This is a genomic window from Caldicellulosiruptor kronotskyensis 2002 (assembly GCF_000166775.1).
Lineage (GTDB): Bacteria > Bacillota > Thermoanaerobacteria > Caldicellulosiruptorales > Caldicellulosiruptoraceae > Caldicellulosiruptor > Caldicellulosiruptor kronotskyensis.
Genome location: NC_014720.1, coordinates 1,889,196 through 1,910,527 on the forward strand (window position 1 = coordinate 1,889,196; position 21,332 = coordinate 1,910,527).

Sequence of the window (21,332 nt, forward strand, 5' to 3'; positions counted from 1 at the left end):
CTTTCATTTACCTGATAACAACTCCAGTTGGAGCTATTTTTTCCTCTGCTATTATACCATATCCTTGCTTGTAATTTCTATACCATTCTTTTTCAGGTCGACAACCATAAAAACTATAAAGAGTATCATTTGCTGCTAATTTATATCCCATTATACGAACAATACTGCTTTGCCCATCTTGCCTTTGTGGCTGATAAATTTTTGCAGCTTCCACAAATGCTTTTACAAAGCTATATTTGTATCCCGTTAAAAACTTTACAAAATCAACTGCTTCACGACTATCTAAATACATGGTAGATGCAAAACCCATAACAAGTGTTGCGCCCTCAAATGTTTTATAAATATTCTCTAATTTTTCTTGATCCCCGTTGCTATTTAGCCAGTTACATGTATACATTATAACCCATTTTAGATTACTGTGCCCAAATCGAACTTCGTTTGTCCTTGCATTTACCTCATCATTATATTCCATTGAACTGTTATGCCAAGTTTCACCTGTACTTCTTGCAAAAAAGTGAGCAGCATTCTCTTTAGAAAAACACAGTCCATGTCCAGAATAAACTAACAAATCAGCTTGTGATGTAAGCGAAGTATTCTTCAAATAGGACTCATTCGCTTCACTATTGAGTTTTATAAGATAAGCAGTTACCCATGCATTTCTCCATAAACTATCAGCTAAATTATAAACATAATGAGCACCTGCTCTATCGCCATATGTGCATGAGCCATTTGGACTACTGTAAGTGCTAACGCCAAGGTAAATACCTTTTAAATTTGCCGAAAAAGCTACATAAAAGTTAAATATCAGTATTATAATTAAAGCAAGAGAAATATAAAATTTATTTTTAATCAATTCTACTTAGCCCCCTTGCTTTTGTTAAATTTTTTATAGTAAAAACTCAATATGAGTGTTATTATAAGAACTTTCTAAAAGTTTTCCTTTGTCTATATTCCATTAAAGTAATTTAAGAAGAACAAGGTAACAGTTATTGCTAATAGTTATTAATATCAGAATTATCAAAATAAACCTTGTTAGAATAATAAATTTTTAATGTTAATTAATCAACTTTGAGTCCTTTTTGACGGGAAATAGTTTTGAAGTATTTAAAAGGTGTCATATATACAAACAATCATCAACTCCTTTCATTGGATAAAGTAACTGTAAATAGTTATATCAAAAAAAAACATAATGCAATGGGCAAATTAGATAAATTTTTTATGTTATAATTGGAAATTTTCATAAATTAAAATTAATTTTTTATTTACAAATCCTAAACAGTTTTTTGCAAATGTAATATATTTTTGCTCTATCGTGAATTATAAGGTAGATAAAAAGATAAGATACTCTTTCATTAACATTTTTATGTTATAATACAATCTGTCACAAAACTAACACTGAACCAAAATAAAGCTTTAAATGAAAGGAGTAAAAAGATGGTAAGAGTTAGATTTGCACCAAGTCCAACAGGTCAGCTTCACATAGGCGGTGCAAGGACAGCACTTTTTAACTATCTATTTGCCAAAAAACACAATGGAAAATTTATTTTACGTATAGAAGACACCGACCTTGAAAGGTCAAGAGAAGAGTGGGCAAAAGGTATTATGAGAAGCTTGAGATGGCTTGGAATTGAATGGGATGAAGGACCTGATGTTGGCGGTGACTTTGGACCGTACTTTCAATCTCAGAGAAAGGAAATCTACCTTGAATACATTAAAAAGCTTTTAGAAGAAGGAAAGGCTTATTACTGTTTTTGTACACAGGAAGAGATAGAAAGAGAAAGGGAAATTGCAAGGCAGCAAAAAATACCGTACAAGTACAGCAAAAAGTGCAGGAACATCAGTTTAGAAGAAGCAAAAAAGAGAATCAAAAACGGCGAAAAGGCAGTTGTTAGAATAAAAGCACCTGTGGAAGGAACAACAGTTGTGCATGATATCATACGCGGAGATGTCGAATTTTCAAATGACCAGTTAGATGACTTTATAATCTTAAAGTCTGATGGAAATCCAACATACAACTTTGTTTGTGTAATTGATGATTATCTTATGAAAATATCGCATGTTATAAGGGCTGAAGAGCATCTTTCGAACACCCCAAAACAGCTAATAATATATGAAGCCTTAAATATTCAGCCGCCACAGTTTGCACATGTTCCCATGATTTTAGCACCCGACAGAAGCAAGCTCAGCAAAAGACACGGTGCAACCTCAGTTGAAGAGTTTTTTGAAAATGGATACTTAAAAGAAGCAATTGTCAATTACCTTTTGCTCCTTGGCTGGTCACCTGGCGAAGACAGAACTATCATAAGTCTTGACGAAGCAATACAGAAATTTGAACTTGAAAATGTTTCAAAAAATGCAGCTATTTATGATATAAACAAGCTTACTTGGATAAACGGGTACTACCTCAAAGAAATAGACATTGATGATTTATATGAGAGGATGAAATATTTTTATTCCAAAAATGGTATTGATATATCAAGCTTTGATAAAGAATATGTGAAATCTGTTTTAAAGCTTGTGCGCGAAAAGGTCAAAACACTTGCTGAAGTAGTTAGTGCAAGCAGTTACTTTTTTGACTCAAATTATGAATATGAACAAAAGGGTGTGGAAAAATATTTTACGGCTGATAACCTAAAATACCTTCAACTTCTTCTTAATGATTTAAAAAATGTACAACCTTTTTCAGCAGAAGAAATTGAAAAACTTGTGAGGTCAAAAGCTGAAGAATTTAATACAAAAGCTGCAAATCTTATTCATACAATAAGGATGTGCATAAGCGGAAGAACTGTAACACCTGGCCTTTTCGAAATGATGGAAGTTCTCGGTAAAGATGAAGTAATAAATAGAATAGAAAAAACACTTAAAATATTTGCGTAAATACAAAAAGGGTTGGAAGGAAAAAATGCACAACTTCTTCCAACCCTTATTCTTTGTTTATTCTTCATATCCATGGGGATGTGTTGAATGCCATTTCCACGCTGTAGATATTATTGTCTCCAAACTATTATATTTCTGCTGCCACCCAAGAAGCTTTTGAGCTTTCTGTGATGATGCAACCAAGATTGAAGGGTCACCTGCTCGTCTTGGTCCAATTTCATATGGGATTTTCTTGCCAACAACCTCACTTGCCTTTTCGATTACTTCCATTACAGAAAATCCCATCTCATTTCCAAGATTAAATATTTCACTTTTGTTGCTCTTTTCTAAATACTCCATAGCTTTTAGGTGTGCATCGCAAAGGTCAATAACATGGATGTAGTCTCTTATACAAGTGCCATCTTTTGTATTGTAATCATTGCCATATACAATAACCTTTTCACGAATACCAAGTGCTGTTTGAAGCACTATTGGAATAAGGTGTGTCTCAGGATTATGGTCTTCTCCAATAATCCCGTCGGGGTGGCTACCTGCAACGTTAAAATACCTCAGTGAGACAAATTTTACTCCATAGGCAATATCCATCCATTTTAGCATCTTTTCAATTGCAAGTTTTGTCTCACCATAAGGATTTGTAGGCTGGGTTTTGTCCTCTTCAAGTATAGGGATGTTTTCTGGTTCTCCATAGACGGCAGCTGTTGAAGAAAACACAAGTTTTTTTACATTGTGTTTTATCATTGTGTCAACAAGGTTGAGAGTACCATAAACGTTGTTATAGTAATACTTTATAGGATTCTGAACGCTCTCTCCCACCAAAGAAGACGCAGCAAAATGGATAACTGCCGAGATGTCATTTTCAGAAAATACTTTTTCCAAAAATTCTTTATCTTTGAGGTCACCATTATAAAACTTTCCGCCTAAAACGGCTTTCTTGTGACCTTTTTCAAGGTTGTCAATAACTACAATATCATATCCCTTTTCAAGCAAAAGCCAAACCATATGGCTTCCAATGTATCCTGCTCCACCAGTAACCAAAATCATCTCTTATCAATCCTTTCTTATTAAAAGAATTTTTAAATTTCTATCTCCCTTGCACCATCGTCAATCTCAAATGTGTAAAAATCTGCTTTAAGACCTGTCTTTGCATAATAGCTTTCCCCTACTTTTCTTATAAACTCTTCTATTGCATCCTTATGAACAATTGAAACTGTGCAACCACCAAAACCAGCACCAGTCATTCGTGTACCAATTACACCCTCTATTTTCAGAGCTTCTTCAAAAAGTGTATCAAGCTCAAGTCCTGTTACCTCATAGTCATCTCTTAGTGATATATGAGATTGTATCATAAGCTTGCCAAAAGCTTCAAGGTTACCTTTTTGCAAAACTTCAATGGATTTTAAAACTCTATCGTCTTCGTACACAACATGTCTCACTCTTTTTAGGATTATTTTGTCATCAATTAAATCTTTGTACTTTTCAAACGTCTCAACGTCAAGCTCGCCAAGACACGAAATGTTAAGTTCCTTTTTCAAAAGTTCAAGTCCTTTTTCGCACTGAGACCTTCTTTCATTGTATTTTGAGTCTGCAAGACTTCTTTTCTTGTTAGTGTTGCTAATGACAATCCTGTAATCACCAAGTTTTAAAGGTACATACCTGTACTCCATAGTGCGTGTGTTGAGAAAAATGGCATGGTCTTTTTTCCCAAGACTTGAAGCAAACTGATCCATAATACCACAGTTTACCCCAACAAACCTGTTCTCAGCTCTTTGGCATATGAAGCTAAGCTTGAGCCTGTCAATTGGCTTGCTATTGAACAGGGAGTAAACTGCTATTCCAGTTGCACACTCAATTGCAGCAGATGATGAAAGCCCTGCTCCGTGCGGTACAGTGTCGTGAAAGAGCATGTCAAGACCTCCAACTTCATATCCTGCCTCTTTTAGCTCTTTTACAACACCAAGCTGGTAATTTCCCCATCTGATATTTTTATACTCATCAATCCTATCGATGTCTGCTTCAACAAGCTCTTTTAGGTCGGTTGCATACAAACAAATTTTTTTGTCGTTTCTTTTTCGAGCAAGAACAGTGGTACCAACATTGAGTGCCGCAGGGAAAACATACCCACCGTTGTAGTCTGTGTGCTCACCGATTAGGTTTACTCTCCCACTTGAGAAAAAGCACCTGATAGGCTCTTTATTTTCGCCATACACATCTTTGAACATCTTCAAAAGTTCTTCAATCTTCATTTACTTGATTCCTCCTTGCATCTTTTTCATAAATCTTTTATAAGCCTGTCTCAGCTCTTCTGCCTTTTCCTCGGGTGAGGTGGTGTTACACGGTGCCCATGCCCCTGTTTCACTCGACGCATTAAACTTTTGTTTATCTTTCGACCGCATAGGTGGATAAAATTCTACATGAAAATGGTAAAATTTTGAATAGTCCTCATCGACATTGACAGGTAGCTGATGCATACACATCATGTACGGGAACTGATAGTCAAAAAGACTATCCAATGTTCCTGTTGTCTCTTTTAATATCTTTGCAAAGCTGTCTTTTTCTTCTTCTGAAAGGTCAGCAATCGTCCCCACATGTCGTTTTGGAGATATAAACACACCATAAGGATATTCAGTAAAGAAAGGTAGGTATGTTACAAAATGGTCGTTTTCTATGATTATTCTCTTTTTAAACTCCATCTCTTCTCTGTCAATCCTGCAGATTAAACACTCACCATGATCTTCATAGTGCATCTTAGCACTTTCAAGTTCACGCAAGATTTTTAGTGGTATCCATGAATATCCATATATCTGACCATGTGGATGCGGCATTGTGACACCCACTACCTCACCTCTGTTTTCAAAGATGAATATAAACTTTATGTTTTTATCTTTCCTTAAGGTTTCAAATCTTTCAACCCACAAGTCCACAAGCTTTCTTATATGAGAGACCTCAAGCTCAGGCAGTGTTATGGTATGATTTGGAGAGTATAAAATCACCTCACACTTGCCGTACGCAGGTGCAACCTTGTAAAAAGATGTTGCAACATCATCTGGTTGTGGTGGATTTTGCATCAAAGCTGGAAAGTCGTTATCATATTCTAAAACATCATAACTTTCTGGAACCTTGCCAGAACCAGGACAAAACGGACACCAGTCTTTGGGCATTTGGGGTCTTTCTTGTCTGTGCGATGCAATCATTACCCAGTCACGCAAAAGAGGATTCCATCTAAGTTCTGCCATTTTTTCTCCCCCACAATCAAAATAAAACTTTTTCTCCTTTCTTCCTATTTTTCATTCTAAAAAAAAAGAAGTGCAATTTGAATGCACTTCTTTTTTATGTATTAGCATTTTTTTTAGGTGTATCATAAATATATTTATCCTTCTTGTAATTCATTGGAGACACTCCATACTTTCTTTTAAACAATCTGCTAAAATAGTTCTGGTCTTCTATTCCAACCATCTTTGAGATTTCTCCTATCGGAAGGTCTGTTGTTTCTATGAGCTCTTTCGATTTTTTAAGCCTTATGTTAATAAGATATTCCTTGAATGTCACACCAAGTTGCTTTTTGAAAAGATAGCTCAAGTAAGTTGGAGATAAATATACCATTTTAGCCAAATCATCAAGTGTTATCTCTTCCATATAGTGGTTTTTAATATATTCAATTATCCTTTCAATTGACGAGAGAGAAGAAATTCTTATCATCTCTGAGTCTATAATGTATTTTGCCACTATATGCATCATATCAAGTACACTTTTCAGTTTTTCCTGGTCAATGAAGGTAAGCTTGAAAAAGCTCTCTCTTGCTCGTTGTATATCAACTGGCTGACCGTCTAATTTCTTTGCAATTTGTTCCCACATCTTTTCTGATGGTGGTTCCAAAAGAATCTGACCAATAAAAAGTGAGCCTATATAGCTTGTGTTGAAAAACAGTGGAATAACTGCCTCAACAAGACCCATGTGACACTTATAAACATGTATACCCTTTTTCTTTTGAGCAGTCTGTGCACCGTTTATATCAGATTCTCTGCACGCTTCACCATTTTTATAATAGTTTTTCATTATAGTACAAAATTCACATGTGCCTTTCTTCTTATTTTCTACCCATTCGTTGTCAGCTGTCAAAAAGTTTGCTGAGATTCCTGTAATGTAAGAAAAGTTATCTAAAACCGAAATCAAATCGTCATACTTGATAATCTCTTTAAAATCCATATCCTTTTTACACCCTCTATAATCTTAATCAATACAGACCACTTTGATACCATTTTGCATAAAAATATCAGCTGTAATGCCACTTCCTTCAACCAGTTTTCCTGAAAAGTTACCATCATAGATTTTGCCACAGCCACAAGAAGGACTTTTAGACTTTAAAAATGCAATTTGTGCACCGAAAAAACTTGCAAGTTTTAGAGCTTCATACGCACCTTTATAAAAATTATCGGTAAAATCATTGCCATGTATATCTATAACCCTGCCATCTTTTATCTCACAGGGATTTCGTGGTGTTGGAAGTCCCCCAAGCTGTTCAGGACAAATGGGAATAAGAATGTACTCATTTTTCAATCTTTCAACAACTTCTTCTCTCAAATTGTTTGTCCCATCATATTTTGTATTAAGACCTATAAGACAGCTGCTAATAAGTGCATATTTCATTTTCTTCCCTTCTCCTGCAAAATTGCCTCTTCCATAAACTTAATTATGGCATATTGGACCTGTTTTACTCCCATGCCAGACTTAGCAGAAAATTGGTAAAATAACTCCTTCTCAATTCCAAGCTCTTTTGAAATAAGTTCTGTATTTTTTGTAAGTTCATTATTCGAAAGTTTATCACACTTTGTTAGTACAATCATGATAGGAATTTCTTTTTTGTCAAAAAAGCTCAGCATTATTTTATCATCCTCAGTGGGGATATGTCTTGAGTCTAAAAGTAAAACAGATAGTTTTAGTTCTTCCCTTTCAAGCAGGTACTCCTCAATCATACTTTTCCATCTTCGTTTTTCTTCTTTTGAAACCTTAGCATAACCATAACCTGGAAGATCCACAACCCTGAACTTGTTGTCTATATTGAAAAAATTGATTGTTCGGGTTTTCCCCGGGGTTGACCCAACCTTTGCAAGCTTGTCTTTGAACACAGCATTTATAAATGATGATTTCCCTACGTTTGACCTTCCGCATATGCACATTTCTGGCATTTTAATTGGCGGATAGTCTTCTTTTTTCACAGCAATCTTTTCAAGCCTCGCATTGGAAAGATTGATTTTCAAATTAATTTTCACCCCCCTTTACTTTACTATTGCAACATCAAACACCTCATCAATTGTTTTTACAAATATAAAGTTCATATCTTTTTTTACATAGTCTTCAAGCTCATCTACATCCTTTTTATTTCCGATAGGTAGTATTACATTTTTAATACCCATTCTCTTTGCTGCTAAAACCTTCTCTTTAACCCCGCCAATTGGAAGTACTCTGCCGCTCAAAGTAATCTCACCTGTCATGGCAATATCGTATCTAACCTTTCTCTGTGACAGTGCCGAAACCATTGCAGTTGCCATTGTCACTCCAGCAGACGGTCCATCTTTTGGAATAGCACCTTCTGGAACATGAATGTGAATATCACACTCTTTGTAAAAGTTTTGGTCAATTCCAAGTTCTTTCGCCCTTGACCTTATAATACTCACTGCAGCCTTTGCTGACTCTTTCATAACATCGCCAAGCTGACCTGTAAGTTCTAACTTGCCAGACCCTGGCATAACAAGTGCTTCGACAAAAAGAGTTTCACCACCAAATGGAGTCCATGCAAGACCCGTCACAATACCAATCCTATTTTCTTCTATTAACTCATCTCTTCTGTACTTAGGTGTACCTAAGTACTTCTCAAGATTCTTTGATGTGATTTTTACCATTTTTTTGTTTTCTTCTAAAATTTCTTTAGCAACACGCCTACACAATCTCGCAATTTCTCTTTCTAAATTTCTCACACCTGATTCACGTGTATAAAATGCTATAATATCCTTTATAGCACTCTCTTCACATCTCAGTTGAGATTTTTTAAGCCCATTCTGTTCTAATTGCTTGGGCAAAAGGTACCTTCTTGCAATCTCAAGCTTCTCTTCTTCAGTATACCCTGTAATCTCAATCACTTCAAGCCTGTCAAGTAAAGGTCTTGGAATTGTCTCAAGTGTGTTTGCTGTTGCTATGAACATTACTTCAGACAAATCAAAAGGAATTTCAATATAATGGTCGCGGAATGCAAAGTTCTGTTCACTGTCCAAGACCTCTAAAAGCGCAGATGCAGGGTCACCCCTAAAATCGTTCGACATCTTGTCAATCTCATCCAAAAGTATAAGAGGGTTTTTTGTTTTTGCCTGACGAAGAGCATAAATAATTCTTCCTGGCATTGCACCAACATAGGTTTTCCTGTGTCCTCGTATCTCTGCTTCATCCCGAAGACCACCAAGCGAAATTCTTACATAATTTCTGTTAAGTGCACGTGCTATTGATTTTGCAATTGATGTCTTCCCAACACCAGGTGGTCCTACTAAACACAAAATAGGCCCTTTCATGTCATTTTTTAGTTTTCTTACAGCAATATACTCAAGTATCCTTTCTTTTACTTTTGTAAGCCCATAGTGGTCTTCATCAAGCACTTTTTTGACCACATTTATATCAATCTTTTCATCGCTTCTCACATTCCATGGAAGGTCAACAATCCAGTCAAGGTACGTTCTTATAACCCCAACCTCGGGCGAGTTTGGAGGCAATTTCTCAAGCCTGTCTATTTCTTTGAACACCTTTTGAAGGCTTTCCTGGCTCAGTCCCAGTTTTTTGACCTGCTCTCTATATTCCTCTGCCTCAGAAAAAAGGCTGTCTTTTTCACCAAGTTCGCTCTGGATTGCCTTTAGCTGTTCTCTCAGATAATACTCTTTTTGGGTTTTATCAATCTGTTTTTTTACCTTGATAGCAATTTTTCTTTCAATCTCAATTATCTCTTTTTCCTTAAGTATCAGCTCATATAGCTTTGCAAGTCTTTCTTTTAAGTCAACTTTTTCAAGTAAAAGCTGTTTATCTTCAAGCTTCACAACAACATTTGCGGCTATAACATCTGCAAGCTGGTCAGGGCTTTGAATTGTAGTGACAGACAAAATAGCATCAGGTGGAATTTTGTTTGTAAGTCTTGCAAACTCTTCAAATGCTCCAACCACATTTCTTATGAGCGCTTCTAATTCAGGGTCATCTTCTAATTTAATTTCATTTTCTTTATACTCTTCAACCTCAACCAAAAAATATGGGTCTGTTGACAAATATTTTATTACCCGTGCTCTATAGAGCCCCTCAACAAGTATCCTTGAAGTCTCACTCGGCAGTTTTAACATCTGCTTTACCTTTGCAACTGTGCCAAACTGATACATATCATCCGGTGTTGGTTCTTCTTGTTTTGGGTCTTTTTGAGAAAGAAGCAAAACAAGCTGGTCATTTTCCATAGCTTGTTCTAATGCCTTAAGAGAAATTTGTCTTCCAACGTCAAAGTGAAGCATCATATATGGAAAAACCACAAGCCCACGCAGAGGAATTACTGGTATTGTTCTTGTAGATACTGTGCTGCTCAAATTTTATCTGCCTCCGTTTTTATAATTTTATTTCTGGGTGTATAATTATATTAAAACTCTTCAAAGGAGCTAATGGCTATGATGGAAAACTTGATAGACAAACTCATTCAAAATCCTATTATACCAGCTATAAGAGACAAAGCAATACTTGAATATGCAATAAATTCTGAATGCAGTGTCATTTTTCTTCTTCACTCTTCTATTTTAACCATAAAAGATGAAATTAATATGATAAAACGAAAAAACAAAACAGTTTTCGTCCACATAGACCTAATTGAAGGTGTGGGAAAAGACGAAAAAGGGATTGAGTTTGTTATAAACTGTGGTGCTGATGGTATTATATCAACAAGGCAAAACTTAATCAACTATGCTTCTTCTCTTTCTGTACCTTGCGTTCAAAGAATATTTTTGATAGACTCGCAGTCCATAACATCCGGTCTTAAGATAATTGAAAACTCTAAGCCAACACTAATTGAGGTGTTGCCAGGTGTAATACCAAAAGCAATACAAAGGCTGGCCATTTCAACTACAATCCCTATTATTGCAGGCGGGATGATTGAAACAAAAGAAGAGGTAATCCAGGCTCTCTCTTCCGGTGCTGTTGCAATCTCAACAAGCAAACCTGACCTCTTTTCAATCATCTGATGAGTCTTTTTTGCCAACCCTTCTTGTTGCAACAACATCAGCACCAGTATCAAGAATATTTTTCACAATCACACTTCCTATCTCAACTGGTGCTAAAACTTCTATGCCTTTTAAGATTGAGATAGCTTCAAAAATTTTCTCCTTAGGAATAGGTATGTTAGTTCGAACAGGCACAAAGTCTATTTCACCATTTTTAACATGGACGGTAGTTGTAAGAATTCTTTTAGGGTTTGTAAACTCTTCTTTTGCCCACTTCATCCCTCTTTTGCACCCAAATCCAGTAAACTCAAAAGTATCACCTTGTGCCTTTTTTTCAATTGTGCAGCCTCTTGGGCAAAGAATGCATGTGACTTTATTTTTCTGCATTTTGGCTTCTACTCTCCTTTTTTTGCCTTTAAATGTTTTGCAAGCTTACCACAATATCATTAGAAAACTCCAGCTGAGAGAGAATCTTTTGTGAAATTTCTATACCCTCCATCTCACCAGGTGTTAAAATGCTTTTTTTGATCTCAATAAGAATTTTGCCTGCATTGGAAATAGTCACAACAGCATCTTTATAAAAATTATCTACCCTAAACCTGAGAACAAAGGGCTGGACAAAATTTTTGTTTAGCTTTTGCGGCACAACATATCTTATACCCTCTTTTGCCACAATATTTATATGAATGTTATTTTCAAAAAGCTCAGAGTACTGAGAATATATTGCAGCATACCTTCCTGCTGTCTGCGCCTCTTTTGTAACATTGTCAACAAGGTCATGAACATGAAGAACATTTCCACAGGCAAATATCCCTTTTTGCGAGGTTGAAAATGTATTGTCAACAACTGGACCTCCTGTTTTTGAATCAAGAACAACTCCAGCTTTTTTACTCAGTTCATTTTCAGGTATCAGCCCAACAGAAAATAGCACCGTGTCGCATTCGATAAACCTTTCTGTTGACGGAATTTCTTGCAGTTGAGAGTCCACCTTTGCAATTGTAACACCTTCAACTCTGTACTTTCCGTGAATCTTTACAACCTTGTGCGATAAAAGAAGAGGTATCCCAAAATCATCTAAGCATTGAACAATGTTTCTTCTTAGCCCTGTAGAGTAGGGCATTATCTCCACCACTGCCTTTACCTCTATCCCTTCTAAAGTAAGACGTCTTGCCATGATAAGACCTATATCCCCAGACCCAACAATTACTGCTTTTTTGCCAATCCTGTACCCTTCAATGTTTATAAACCTCTGAGCCTGACCTGCTGTGAAAATCCCCGCAGGTCTTGTTCCAGGTGTCATTATAGCACCCCTTGTTCTTTCCCTGCATCCCATTGCAAACACAATAGCATCTGTTTTTATCCTCTTAAGCCCTTTTTTATTGACAGCTACTATTTCCTTTTCTGGGGTTATGTCTATCACATGAGTTTCGGTAAGATATTCAATTTGGCTTTCAATCACTTGTTCAATAAACCTGTGGGCATACTCAGGTCCTGTTAGTTCTTCCTTGAAATAGTGAAGTCCAAAGCCAGGATGAATACACTGGTTTAAAATCCCTCCTAAAAACTTGTCTCTCTCTATGATCAGCACTTTTTTATCATCCAAGCTCTTAAAACTTTCTAAAGCAGCCGCAAGTCCGGCTGGTCCACCACCTATGACAACTACTTTATATTTTTCCATCTCAGTCTTCCCACCTTTTCTCGGTCAGAATATAAGAGTTTTTCCCAAACTTTGTTATTTGAGTTTTGTCAATTTTTAGCTCCCTTGAAAGTATATCCATCACACGAGGTAGACAAAATCCTCCCTGGCACCTTCCCATACCAGCTCTTGTTCTTCTTTTAATACCATCTATGGTCCTTGCACCTCTTTTTATTGCTTCAACTATCTCATATTCAGACACAAGCTCACATCTGCACACAATGTTCCCAAAGCTCGGATAAAGCTTTATCATTCTTTCTCTTTCTTCATTAGAAAGCTTTGAAAACCTTTTTATATCTTCTCTATAAGGATTAAAATTGAGATTTTTCTTCGCGTTAAGTTTTCTGCTTACCAGTCCAGCGATATACCTTCCTATTGCCAACGATGCGGTAAGACCTGGTGACTCAATTCCTGCAACGTTTATAAAGTTTTTGACATCTTCGTCTTCTTCAATAATAAAGTCATGAGTATCCGGTGTTGCTCTGATTCCCGAAAAGATTGTTATTACATCTCTCTTGCTTAAGTTTGGCAATACTTTCCTTGCCTTTTCAAATACCTCATCAAGCCCCTTTTGGGTTGTAGCTGTGTCATCCTTGTCATCTATATACTCAGAGTTTGGTCCAATAAGTACATTTCCATCTACAGTCGGGGCAACTAAAATTCCTTTTCCCTTTTCTGTGGGTACCTGAAAAATGACTCTGGTAACTGGCATCTTCTCAGGTTTATCTAAGATGTAGTACTGTCCGCGTCTTGGATATATTTTAAAAAGCTTTGCTCCTGCCAATTTACTTATTTCATCTGCATACACTCCTGCACAGTTTATTAAAACCCTGGTTTTTATAAAGCGACTGTCCGTTGAATGAACCACAAAATAGTCTCCATCTTTTTCTATTTTGCAGACTTCAAAGCCAAATATCACATCTGCTCCATTTTGAATAGCATTTTCAAAAAGGGCGACTGTTAATTTATACGGATTTGTAATTCCAGAGTATGGAGCAAAAAGTGCTGCTTTTATGTTTCTGCTCAAATTCGGCTCATTTGCAAAAACCCACTCTTGACTTTTTATCTCAAGCCCTTTAACACCATTTCTTTTTCCTCTTTGCAAAAGTTCTTCCAATACATTTATTTCATGGTCATCAAACGCAACCACAAGCGAACCAATTATCTTATACTCAACATCAAGTTCATTGCAAATATCTGCAAATATATTGTTACCCTCAACATTGAATCTTGCCTTTTGGGTCCCCTCAATTGGGTCATAACCTGCATGCACTATTGCGGAGTTTGCTTTGGACGCACCTTCTGCAACATCTTCCATCTTTTCAAGACTGCATACTTTTAATCTGTAACGTGTTAGCTCTCTTAAAATTGACATGCCAACAACTCCCGCTCCTATTACAGCAACATCATAAATTCTGCTCATATTATCACCCTTTTCAAAATATGGTAAATAAAAAGCCTGCAAATAGCCTCTTTTTAAATGAAGCTATTTGCAGGCTCTCCACATCTCTTGCCAAGCTTTATTTTAAGACAATTCAAGCAAAAAATCAATAAAAATTTTCAAAGACCCATTACAAACTCTATGTCTGGTCCATGCTGGTCAGAACATTATCAAAATAGTTTATATTGCACCTTTTCCCATCCCAGTGAATACAAACTTCACAGCTTATATCACCTTTGTGAGAATAACCACCATCGTTAAACTCTGGGCAGAGTTTTGCAACTGCTCTTTGCTGTTCCTTGCTCGCCATGTTTTTTATCACCCCTGGCTTGGTCTTAAAATACTTTCTATAATAAATAACTTTTCCTGTGAAGATGGTCTTTTATACGTCTTTAACACAAAATATGTGCTATAATTTATTTTAAAGCACAAATAGTATAGTAATGTGAAGGAGGCTTTAAAAATGAGCAAATTTTTTATGCCAACAAAGGTCATATTTGAAAAAGATGGTGTTTTGAAGAATAAAGACCTTTTCAAGCTTGGCAAAAGAGCTTTTATCGTGACATCTCCATCTTCTCTTATGAATGGTTCCTTAGAAGATGTAACAACTGTATTAAAGGAACTTTCAATTGAATATTCAATATACAGCAAAATTGCTCAAAACCCAAGCGTAGAACAGATAGATGAAGTTTCAAAATTGGCAAGAGAGTTTTCCCCAGACTTTATAATTGGAATTGGTGGAGGTTCTCCTCTTGACTCATCAAAGGCAGTAGCAGTGCTGTGTGCTGAAAAAAATCTAAAAGCTCAGGAACTTTTTGACTCAAAATTTGAAAAGTGCTTACCTATTGTTGCAATTCCAACAACATGTGGCACAGGAAGCGAGGTTACTCCATATTCAATTCTTACAATTAAAACCATTGAAAACAAAAAGAGCTTTGCGTCAGAATTAATTTTCCCGAAAATAGCAATCGTGGATTACAAATATCTTTTAACATTGCCACATAACGTTATTGTAAACACCCTCTTTGATGCTCTTTCTCATGTGATAGAAGGCTACCTTTCAAAATCCTCAGACCATATAATTGAAGCTTACGCTAAAAAAGCCTTGAGCTTGTTTGCAAGTTCAAAAGGTAATCTAAAAGAAAACACTCTAAAAGAAACTGACCTTGAAAAGTTTGCATGGATATCATTGATTGGTGGAATAATCATTGCACAGACAGGTAGTTTAATTGTTCATCCTTTAGGTTACAACCTTACTTATTACCATGACATCCCACACGGAAGAGCCAATGCAATCTTACTTTCAAGCTTTTTGAGGCTTGAGAGCAAATATTTAAAAGAAGAAGTAAGCTTTGCTTTAAACTGCATGGGCTTTGAAAGCATAGACGAATTTTCTGAGTTTGTAAGATTTTTTGTTAAAGAATCTATTCCAAAATTGTCAAGTGACAGAATAGAATATTATGCAAAAAGAGCCCTCGAGTCTAAAAATGTAGCAAATTTAAGACATGCAGTCTCGCTTGATGAAATGATAGATGTTGTAAAAGGTTCGGTTGAGTAATTTAAAATAAATTCATAGTTATATAATCGATTTACAAGGGTATAATATAATCAAGAAAATTACTTATATGAGAGGTATATTGAGAAGAGGAGAAGTTCGAATGGCAAAGCTACTGTATATAAAAGCTAATCCAAAGAGCAACCAGAGTTCAAGAACATTTATAATCTCGGAACATTTTATAAAGGTATACAAAGAATTTCATCCAAACGACCAGATTATTACTTTAGACCTTTACAAAGAAGGAATTCATTTTCTTTCTCAAGAGGACATCAACAATATCTTCGCTCCAAAGACTGAGGAATCAAAGCATCACCATATTTTGAAGTATGCCTATCAGTTTGCTGAAGCTGACAAGTATGTGTTTGCAGCACCTATGTGGAATTTGGGCATTCCCGCAATCCTTAAGGCATATATAGACTACATCACAGTCTCAGGAATAACCTTTAAATACACTGAACAAGGGGCTGTGGGTCTTCTTCACGGTAAAAAAGCAGTTCATATCATGGCAACAGGCGGAGAGTACAAAACACCACCATTTTCGGACTTTGAGATGGCAAACAGGTACCTGAAAACAATTTTGGGTTTTATGGGAGTTGAGGATTTTCAGACGATAACAGCTCAGCGGCTTGACATCGTAGGTGAGGATGTAGAAAAGATTATATCAAATGCTCTGAAAGAGGCTGAGGAGATAGCAAAAGGATTTTAAAAAGAAAATTTTGGAGAAAGAATTAAAACAGGGGCTGTCAAAAAAAGATAATTTGATAGCCCCTTTCTTGCAATACAAAGTGTTTGTTTATTTAATACTTTGATACAGTAATTAAATTTAACACTCTTTTTATTTCCCATATGAAACTGTCATGCTTGTTATAAAAGTATTCTTTTTTTCAAATATCTTTCGCACCTTTTTCTCTTTTAAATCATATTCAAAAACAGCGCTTGGATAAGCTTCAATCCCTTCACCAAACATCATTCTCTTTGCATCTTTAGGAATACCGATAAACCAGAGTTTTTTCCCATCATTACTTAAATAACCTTCTATCGGAGAGGCAAACTCCTCAACAGGTGTATCTTTTATTTTTTTTAGCATACTTTCAGTTAGTATTGGCACTATTACTTTTGACTTTAGATCTAACTTGTATATGCCCGTTTCTCCCTTTTTTCTGGTAGAGTTTAGATAAATATTGGTTGCACTAAAAGTAATAATATTACTCTTTGGTACAAAACTTAAAGCTCCAATTGACCCCGCTTTGAGTTCAGTAATTTTCGTATATTTTTGATTTTTTAAATCAATGATGTAAAAAGTATGTTTTATTGAATCAACAGAGGAATTATCCTCATACATCTTTTTCTCATCCTTAGATGAATACGTGATAGTCAAAATATGATTACTATCAATTACTTCAATGCTATCAAATACCATATCAGAATTTATAGGTTTTACCATTTGAGCTTTTTTCATTTCAACATCAAAAATCCATATTCTTGGTATTGGAGAACTCAATCCACCTCTTGATACACATATTTTCAAAGGTTTTTCACTGAGAATTTCAATATCTATTTCTCCAGCTTGATCATTATTAGTAACTTGAAATACTTTTCGATTTTTTAAATTCTTCACAAACAACTCCCAAGGCCCAGTTCCAATTGCATCATCATACGCAAGCCATTCTTCATTTGTGGAAATATCACCAAAGGTCATGACTTCCCTGTTTTTAAGAATTAGTTCTTCCTTTTTCTTTTTAGGTATAACCTTCCACATATGAGTCTTTCCATTTTTATCATATACTGAGACAAGTAACTTTTCCACTACCTCTTCTTTACCGGCTTCTGCTTTATTATAAATTCCTAAAGATAAGGATAGTAGCAATAAAATTGCTATTATCCTTATTACATCTATTTTTAACTTTGAATAGGCCATTCTATTTTTCCCCTAAAAATCCTTTGTAATTTAAATTTATTTTACGTGCCTTCATGAGCGCTCATGAAAAGGTGAACGCCGTTGGACTAAAATAAAAACTTCATTTTGAAATAACATCATAACTCACAATACCGCCCTTTATTTGAAATAATAGCTCAACCTTTTTATTTTTTAGTCTATAAATATTGGTATCAAAAATTTTATTAGGTACAAATGACTGATAGTTTCTGTCAATAAAATAAATTGCTTTATCATTTCCATATATCGGCCAATAGGCATTAATGTCTTTGGGCACATCGTTAACAATCTCCAACTTTCCAGTATTAAGGTCAAGAATAACCGGTTTTGATCTAAACGGGTCAATAATAGAAGAATAATCCCCAAATTCTTGATATTCTGGTTCTCCCTGTGCAAACATGTATTTATCATTTGAAATAAAGAAACCTGGTGAGTTGCATAAACCTGTAATTTCAGAAAATTCTCTTACAGTTCCGCTTTTTAAGTTTACAGCCATTAGATATACATATGGTGGAGACGCCGATGAGGAGGTGCTAATTACAACCCACTTATTATCGTTGCTTATAGCAGTAGAAAATATCAATCTATAATCTTGTGTTAAAGGTAAATTATTTATTTTTTCAGAGATAAGCTTTTTCTTTGTATTACTCAACAAATCAATCAAAACAAGCGACATTGCAGAAACTTTATTACTCTCTATTTCACCACATACTATATATCTTGAATCATTTGAAATTGAAGGACACCAAAATTTACCTTCTGCTACACGTTCCAATATGAACGGAAATTTTTTCTCGTTTTCTCGTTCATTCTGATATTTCAATATATACAGTGCTTTTTCAGTAGCTACTAAAAACTCTTCTTTTTCCTTATCTACATTAATATACTCAACTCTCTCATTCAGTCTTTGCCTATAAACTTCTTTCCCAGTCTGATAATCAATCAGGATTACTTCTTTGAGATTTTGTGTATAAGCTACATAATTCTTTCCCCATGCAAAAAATCGACGTGGAAAAAGTGTAAAATTCTTGTCAATCTCAGTATCTGTTGTTCTAAATTTGAATAATAATTTATCATCTCTCCTGCCGTCAACAAGTCTTCCCTCAAACTCTCTACCATACAATAAATCTTGATTTTTGTTATTAAATACTCTTACATATCCTATTTTTTCAATGTCTGATTGAAGAAAATATGCATATACAAATTCTATTAAAACTATTGCAAATAATGTCAGTCCAGCAAAAAGAAACTTTTTCATAGTAACTTTATTATATGACTTCATGTACTCACATCCTTTTTCTTATTTTGTTATAAAATTATCAAAATTTTATTTAACACATTTGCAATAGACGTTTTTAAACATCGTAAACCTAACAAATTTAAAGTTAAGAAATATGAAAATCCTCTCTTATGGTCAATTAGATATACAACCACAAGAGAGGCATCACTATCACGCATAATGCAATCAATAAAAATATACTTAATTACTTACAAAAGGACATTTGTATGCACCATATGAACTTTCTACATCAGACTTACTTCGCGCGCGATGAATAACTTGACCATAACCTGGTCTTCGCTACAAATTAGGATTTGCTACCTTTGTACCATCATAATTTTATTTCAAACAATACCATTTGTAATTATTGTACTGGTAAGCAATAGACATTATTTGGTCTCTTGTCAGACCAGAAGTACCTATACTATATTTAGTAGTTTGCTCTTTAAACTGTGTAGCATAGTTCTTGTTTTCAATTAAATTTTCATTACTTCTCAATGATTATTTATATTTGATATACTGCTCACTTGTCATCCATGAATCGACTTTTAATACATATACATTCTTTTCACACGGCAACAATACAAAAACATCACCGCCTTAATCACTTACCGTGAAATTTTTGTTTTTTACTTCGAAGTTTTTCTATCAGCCTTTTTAAAGATTCTTTTCTAAAATCAAAAGAGTCTTTAAAAATGTCTAATCTGTGACCATTAATTATAACTACATGATTATTTATCCATTTAACATCAGCTTTATCTTCCGGGTAGTTCCAGTATATGTTTCTAATTTTTAAGCCATTTTTATAACACAGCTCTCCTCTAACTCCATATGCTGTTGTTGCACCACCATTGATTAAGTAAAATTTAATTTTATATTTTCCATCAGGGGATAAAGATTCACTTAAAAATTCGCCATGCGGAAGTCTGTTTATATCAAAAAATAGCCAGTAGACAAAAAAAGAAAATAATAATATAAGCATTAATATTGTTTTCAGTAATTTGATTAATATTCTTTTAAAAGAACCATTGTTTACTTCAGCTGAACCATTAGATTTATAAACCTTGCTCATACCATGATATCCCTTTCCTAATTGCTTCTTGATCTTTCGGATCATCAAAATAGCTTTTATAGTAAGAAATATCCCATGTTCCAGATATTATTTGAACAAGTCCAGCAGCTGCACATAAAACTTCTGCTGGAAGAGGTAATGATCTACCTGTATATCCATAATGAATATTACCAATATCTTCTCCATGTATATACTCTATCTTACCATCAACAACGATTTTATATACCATATATTCTTTTGTAATCCCAATCACCACCTTCTCTTACTTTAGATGTCCAATATGCAACTTTTGCAGAATACGCTAAGGCAGCATTTCCACTAATAATTAATGTTGATAAATAAATACAGTTCAATTCATTTACATTAGCTCTGCACATTTCTATCAAATATACACGCTCTGGCTCATCTGGATCACGCTGAATAACAATTGAATTTTTATCGCTTTTTTCACTTTTATTTTTTAGTTGTATATTTTTTGAAAGCTGTATACTAAAATCATCTTTTACTTCTATAATTCCTTCCTCTATAGCTAAGTTAAGGTATTTTATGCATTCTTTATACTTCAATATTAAATTATCATCTTTGACTATATCTTTTATTGATTCATTGACAGTAATACTTCCATCATCATTAATCCTTAAATAATTTTTGGGACTTTTTAGCACAAGACTATTAATGTTGAGCAAACTTTCTATCAATTTACTATCTTGCAATGTATAGTTGCCAACTATCTTATATATTTTTCATCTTCAGCATATGACAAAGAGAAGTTAAATACATTAAATATAAATACAAAAATCGTCATGATACTTAAAAAAGCTAACTTCTTTTTACTGCTTTTCATATTCCCATTCCTCCTACCTATTTTATTTTGCATCCTCTCATGAGCGCCCATGAAAAGTTGATGCCATTGTAACTTGAAATCTTTTAAGTATAATAAACAAATAGACAAATAATGGTAACAAACATAAACATGTTGCAATATATTCTTTTTATATTCCCTGGCATACCATCCTATTTGCATATAAACTATCTCATTTGCGAGAGGCAATGTGCAAATTGCTATATTTATTAATATTCTCCTTGGCATTTCTCTTTTAATTCTACATTAGTAATTTTACTTTTTCAAACTTGTTTTTTTCTTTTTTAGGCTAATTTTAAGCAATTTTTAGCTATTAGCTCCTTCTTTCTTCAAATATCTCTAAATTCCTTAAATTTTCTCATGTCTTTTCGCAAACAAAAAGCTGC

Annotated in this window: 22 protein-coding genes; 4 read left to right on the forward strand and 18 right to left on the reverse strand. The window is 34.7% G+C overall.

What is annotated here, in order from left to right:
* Positions 1-7 precede the first annotated feature (7 nt).
* Positions 8-853: a DUF6345 domain-containing protein gene (locus CALKRO_RS08740; RefSeq protein ID WP_013430672.1), complete on the reverse strand. Its 846-nt coding sequence runs from the start codon at positions 851-853 to the stop codon at positions 8-10.
* Positions 854-1,434: 581 nt separating this feature from the next.
* Here CALKRO_RS08740 and gltX point away from each other — a divergent pair.
* Positions 1,435-2,877: a glutamate--tRNA ligase gene (gltX, locus tag CALKRO_RS08745; RefSeq protein ID WP_013430673.1), complete on the forward strand. Its 1,443-nt coding sequence runs from the start codon at positions 1,435-1,437 to the stop codon at positions 2,875-2,877.
* A 57-nt stretch (positions 2,878-2,934) separates the two neighbouring features.
* On the opposite strand, the gene galE is transcribed toward gltX, so the two are convergent.
* From galE to lon, 7 genes are all read right to left on the reverse strand, one after another.
* Positions 2,935-3,918, reverse strand: a complete 984-nt coding sequence (galE, locus tag CALKRO_RS08750) for a UDP-glucose 4-epimerase GalE (RefSeq protein WP_013430674.1) — start codon at positions 3,916-3,918, stop codon at positions 2,935-2,937.
* 32 nt (positions 3,919-3,950) lie between these two features.
* Positions 3,951-5,120 (reverse strand): galactokinase, encoded by a 1,170-nt coding sequence (locus CALKRO_RS08755; protein ID WP_013430675.1) that lies wholly within the window; start codon positions 5,118-5,120, stop codon positions 3,951-3,953.
* Positions 5,121-6,110 carry a galactose-1-phosphate uridylyltransferase gene (gene galT, locus CALKRO_RS08760; protein ID WP_013430676.1) on the reverse strand — a complete coding sequence of 330 codons (990 nt, stop codon included), beginning with the start codon at positions 6,108-6,110 and terminating at the stop codon, positions 5,121-5,123.
* A gap of 94 nt (positions 6,111-6,204) precedes the next feature.
* Positions 6,205-7,080, reverse strand: coding sequence for a PocR ligand-binding domain-containing protein (locus tag CALKRO_RS08765; protein WP_013430677.1), 876 nt, complete (start codon positions 7,078-7,080; stop codon positions 6,205-6,207).
* 24 nt (positions 7,081-7,104) lie between these two features.
* Positions 7,105-7,521, reverse strand: a complete 417-nt coding sequence (locus CALKRO_RS08770; RefSeq protein ID WP_013430678.1) for a DUF523 domain-containing protein — start codon at positions 7,519-7,521, stop codon at positions 7,105-7,107.
* Positions 7,518-8,132 carry a ribosome biogenesis GTP-binding protein YihA/YsxC gene (gene yihA / locus CALKRO_RS08775; protein WP_013430679.1) on the reverse strand — a complete coding sequence of 205 codons (615 nt, stop codon included), beginning with the start codon at positions 8,130-8,132 and terminating at the stop codon, positions 7,518-7,520. The genes CALKRO_RS08770 and yihA overlap by 4 nt, the downstream gene beginning before the upstream one ends.
* An 18-nt stretch (positions 8,133-8,150) precedes the next feature.
* A complete protein-coding gene (gene lon / locus CALKRO_RS08780; protein WP_013430680.1) occupies positions 8,151-10,478 on the reverse strand; it encodes an endopeptidase La in 2,328 nt (775 codons plus the stop codon).
* Between the two features lie 81 nt (positions 10,479-10,559).
* Here lon and CALKRO_RS08785 point away from each other — a divergent pair, with 81 nt between their 5' ends.
* Positions 10,560-11,123: a glycerol-3-phosphate responsive antiterminator gene (locus tag CALKRO_RS08785; RefSeq protein ID WP_013430681.1), complete on the forward strand. Its 564-nt coding sequence runs from the start codon at positions 10,560-10,562 to the stop codon at positions 11,121-11,123.
* Here CALKRO_RS08785 and CALKRO_RS08790 read toward each other — a convergent pair.
* The 4 genes from CALKRO_RS08790 to CALKRO_RS13695 form a co-directional block, all read right to left on the reverse strand.
* Entirely contained in the window at positions 11,112-11,489 is a 378-nt protein-coding gene (locus CALKRO_RS08790; RefSeq protein ID WP_013430682.1) for a DUF1667 domain-containing protein, read from the reverse strand. The genes CALKRO_RS08785 and CALKRO_RS08790 overlap by 12 nt on opposite strands.
* A gap of 28 nt (positions 11,490-11,517) precedes the next feature.
* Positions 11,518-12,780, reverse strand: coding sequence for an NAD(P)/FAD-dependent oxidoreductase (locus CALKRO_RS08795; RefSeq protein ID WP_013430683.1), 1,263 nt, complete (start codon positions 12,778-12,780; stop codon positions 11,518-11,520).
* A 1-nt stretch (position 12,781) separates the two neighbouring features.
* Positions 12,782-14,221 (reverse strand): NAD(P)/FAD-dependent oxidoreductase, encoded by a 1,440-nt coding sequence (locus CALKRO_RS08800; protein WP_013430684.1) that lies wholly within the window; start codon positions 14,219-14,221, stop codon positions 12,782-12,784.
* A gap of 157 nt (positions 14,222-14,378) precedes the next feature.
* The gene (locus CALKRO_RS13695) at positions 14,379-14,549 is read right to left on the reverse strand and encodes a hypothetical protein (RefSeq protein ID WP_013403648.1); all 171 of its coding nucleotides are present in this window, start codon (positions 14,547-14,549) and stop codon (positions 14,379-14,381) included.
* A gap of 153 nt (positions 14,550-14,702) precedes the next feature.
* Here CALKRO_RS13695 and CALKRO_RS08805 point away from each other — a divergent pair, with 153 nt between their 5' ends.
* Entirely contained in the window at positions 14,703-15,797 is a 1,095-nt protein-coding gene (locus CALKRO_RS08805; RefSeq protein WP_013430685.1) for an iron-containing alcohol dehydrogenase family protein, read from the forward strand.
* Between the two features lie 100 nt (positions 15,798-15,897).
* Positions 15,898-16,503 (forward strand): FMN-dependent NADH-azoreductase, encoded by a 606-nt coding sequence (locus CALKRO_RS08810; RefSeq protein ID WP_013430686.1) that lies wholly within the window; start codon positions 15,898-15,900, stop codon positions 16,501-16,503.
* Between the two features lie 129 nt (positions 16,504-16,632).
* On the opposite strand, the gene CALKRO_RS08815 is transcribed toward CALKRO_RS08810, so the two are convergent.
* The 6 genes from CALKRO_RS08815 to CALKRO_RS13900 all read right to left on the reverse strand — a co-directional run bounded on the left by CALKRO_RS08815 (position 16,633) and on the right by CALKRO_RS13900 (position 21,174).
* Entirely contained in the window at positions 16,633-17,715 is a 1,083-nt protein-coding gene (locus tag CALKRO_RS08815) for a hypothetical protein (RefSeq protein WP_013430687.1), read from the reverse strand.
* A 100-nt stretch (positions 17,716-17,815) separates the two neighbouring features.
* A complete protein-coding gene (locus tag CALKRO_RS08820; protein WP_013430688.1) occupies positions 17,816-19,015 on the reverse strand; it encodes a hypothetical protein in 1,200 nt (399 codons plus the stop codon).
* 601 nt (positions 19,016-19,616) lie between these two features.
* Positions 19,617-20,084 carry a DUF5412 family protein gene (locus CALKRO_RS08825; RefSeq protein ID WP_011917022.1) on the reverse strand — a complete coding sequence of 156 codons (468 nt, stop codon included), beginning with the start codon at positions 20,082-20,084 and terminating at the stop codon, positions 19,617-19,619.
* Entirely contained in the window at positions 20,068-20,313 is a 246-nt protein-coding gene (locus tag CALKRO_RS13890) for a polymorphic toxin type 44 domain-containing protein (RefSeq protein WP_237699054.1), read from the reverse strand. The genes CALKRO_RS08825 and CALKRO_RS13890 overlap by 17 nt, the downstream gene beginning before the upstream one ends.
* Positions 20,303-20,797, reverse strand: a complete 495-nt coding sequence (locus tag CALKRO_RS13895) for a hypothetical protein (RefSeq protein WP_237699055.1) — start codon at positions 20,795-20,797, stop codon at positions 20,303-20,305. The genes CALKRO_RS13890 and CALKRO_RS13895 overlap by 11 nt, the downstream gene beginning before the upstream one ends.
* Before the next feature lie 14 nt (positions 20,798-20,811).
* Positions 20,812-21,174 (reverse strand): hypothetical protein, encoded by a 363-nt coding sequence (locus CALKRO_RS13900; protein WP_237699056.1) that lies wholly within the window; start codon positions 21,172-21,174, stop codon positions 20,812-20,814.
* Positions 21,175-21,332: the final 158 nt, after the last annotated feature.

Excerpts from the sequence above, each read along its gene's own strand:
- gltX (WP_013430673.1), top strand. The coding sequence starts at position 1,435 with ATGGTAAGAGTTAGATTTGCACCAAGTCCAACAGGTCAGCTTCACATA.
- galE (WP_013430674.1), bottom strand. The coding sequence starts at position 3,918 with ATGATTTTGGTTACTGGTGGAGCAGGATACATTGGAAGCCATATGGTT.
- CALKRO_RS08755 (WP_013430675.1), bottom strand. The coding sequence starts at position 5,120 with ATGAAGATTGAAGAACTTTTGAAGATGTTCAAAGATGTGTATGGCGAA.
- galT (WP_013430676.1), bottom strand. The coding sequence starts at position 6,110 with ATGGCAGAACTTAGATGGAATCCTCTTTTGCGTGACTGGGTAATGATT.
- CALKRO_RS08765 (WP_013430677.1), bottom strand. The coding sequence starts at position 7,080 with ATGGATTTTAAAGAGATTATCAAGTATGACGATTTGATTTCGGTTTTA.
- CALKRO_RS08770 (WP_013430678.1), bottom strand. The coding sequence starts at position 7,521 with ATGAAATATGCACTTATTAGCAGCTGTCTTATAGGTCTTAATACAAAA.
- CALKRO_RS08785 (WP_013430681.1), top strand. The coding sequence starts at position 10,560 with ATGGAAAACTTGATAGACAAACTCATTCAAAATCCTATTATACCAGCT.
- CALKRO_RS08790 (WP_013430682.1), bottom strand. The coding sequence starts at position 11,489 with ATGCAGAAAAATAAAGTCACATGCATTCTTTGCCCAAGAGGCTGCACA.
- CALKRO_RS08795 (WP_013430683.1), bottom strand. The coding sequence starts at position 12,780 with ATGGAAAAATATAAAGTAGTTGTCATAGGTGGTGGACCAGCCGGACTT.
- CALKRO_RS08800 (WP_013430684.1), bottom strand. The coding sequence starts at position 14,221 with ATGAGCAGAATTTATGATGTTGCTGTAATAGGAGCGGGAGTTGTTGGC.
- CALKRO_RS13695 (WP_013403648.1), bottom strand. The coding sequence starts at position 14,549 with ATGGCGAGCAAGGAACAGCAAAGAGCAGTTGCAAAACTCTGCCCAGAG.
- CALKRO_RS08805 (WP_013430685.1), top strand. The coding sequence starts at position 14,703 with ATGAGCAAATTTTTTATGCCAACAAAGGTCATATTTGAAAAAGATGGT.
- CALKRO_RS08810 (WP_013430686.1), top strand. The coding sequence starts at position 15,898 with ATGGCAAAGCTACTGTATATAAAAGCTAATCCAAAGAGCAACCAGAGT.
- CALKRO_RS08815 (WP_013430687.1), bottom strand. The coding sequence starts at position 17,715 with ATGGCCTATTCAAAGTTAAAAATAGATGTAATAAGGATAATAGCAATT.
- CALKRO_RS08820 (WP_013430688.1), bottom strand. The coding sequence starts at position 19,015 with ATGAAGTCATATAATAAAGTTACTATGAAAAAGTTTCTTTTTGCTGGA.
- CALKRO_RS08825 (WP_011917022.1), bottom strand. The coding sequence starts at position 20,084 with ATGAGCAAGGTTTATAAATCTAATGGTTCAGCTGAAGTAAACAATGGT.
- CALKRO_RS13890 (WP_237699054.1), bottom strand. The coding sequence starts at position 20,313 with ATGGTATATAAAATCGTTGTTGATGGTAAGATAGAGTATATACATGGA.
- CALKRO_RS13900 (WP_237699056.1), bottom strand. The coding sequence starts at position 21,174 with ATGCCAAGGAGAATATTAATAAATATAGCAATTTGCACATTGCCTCTC.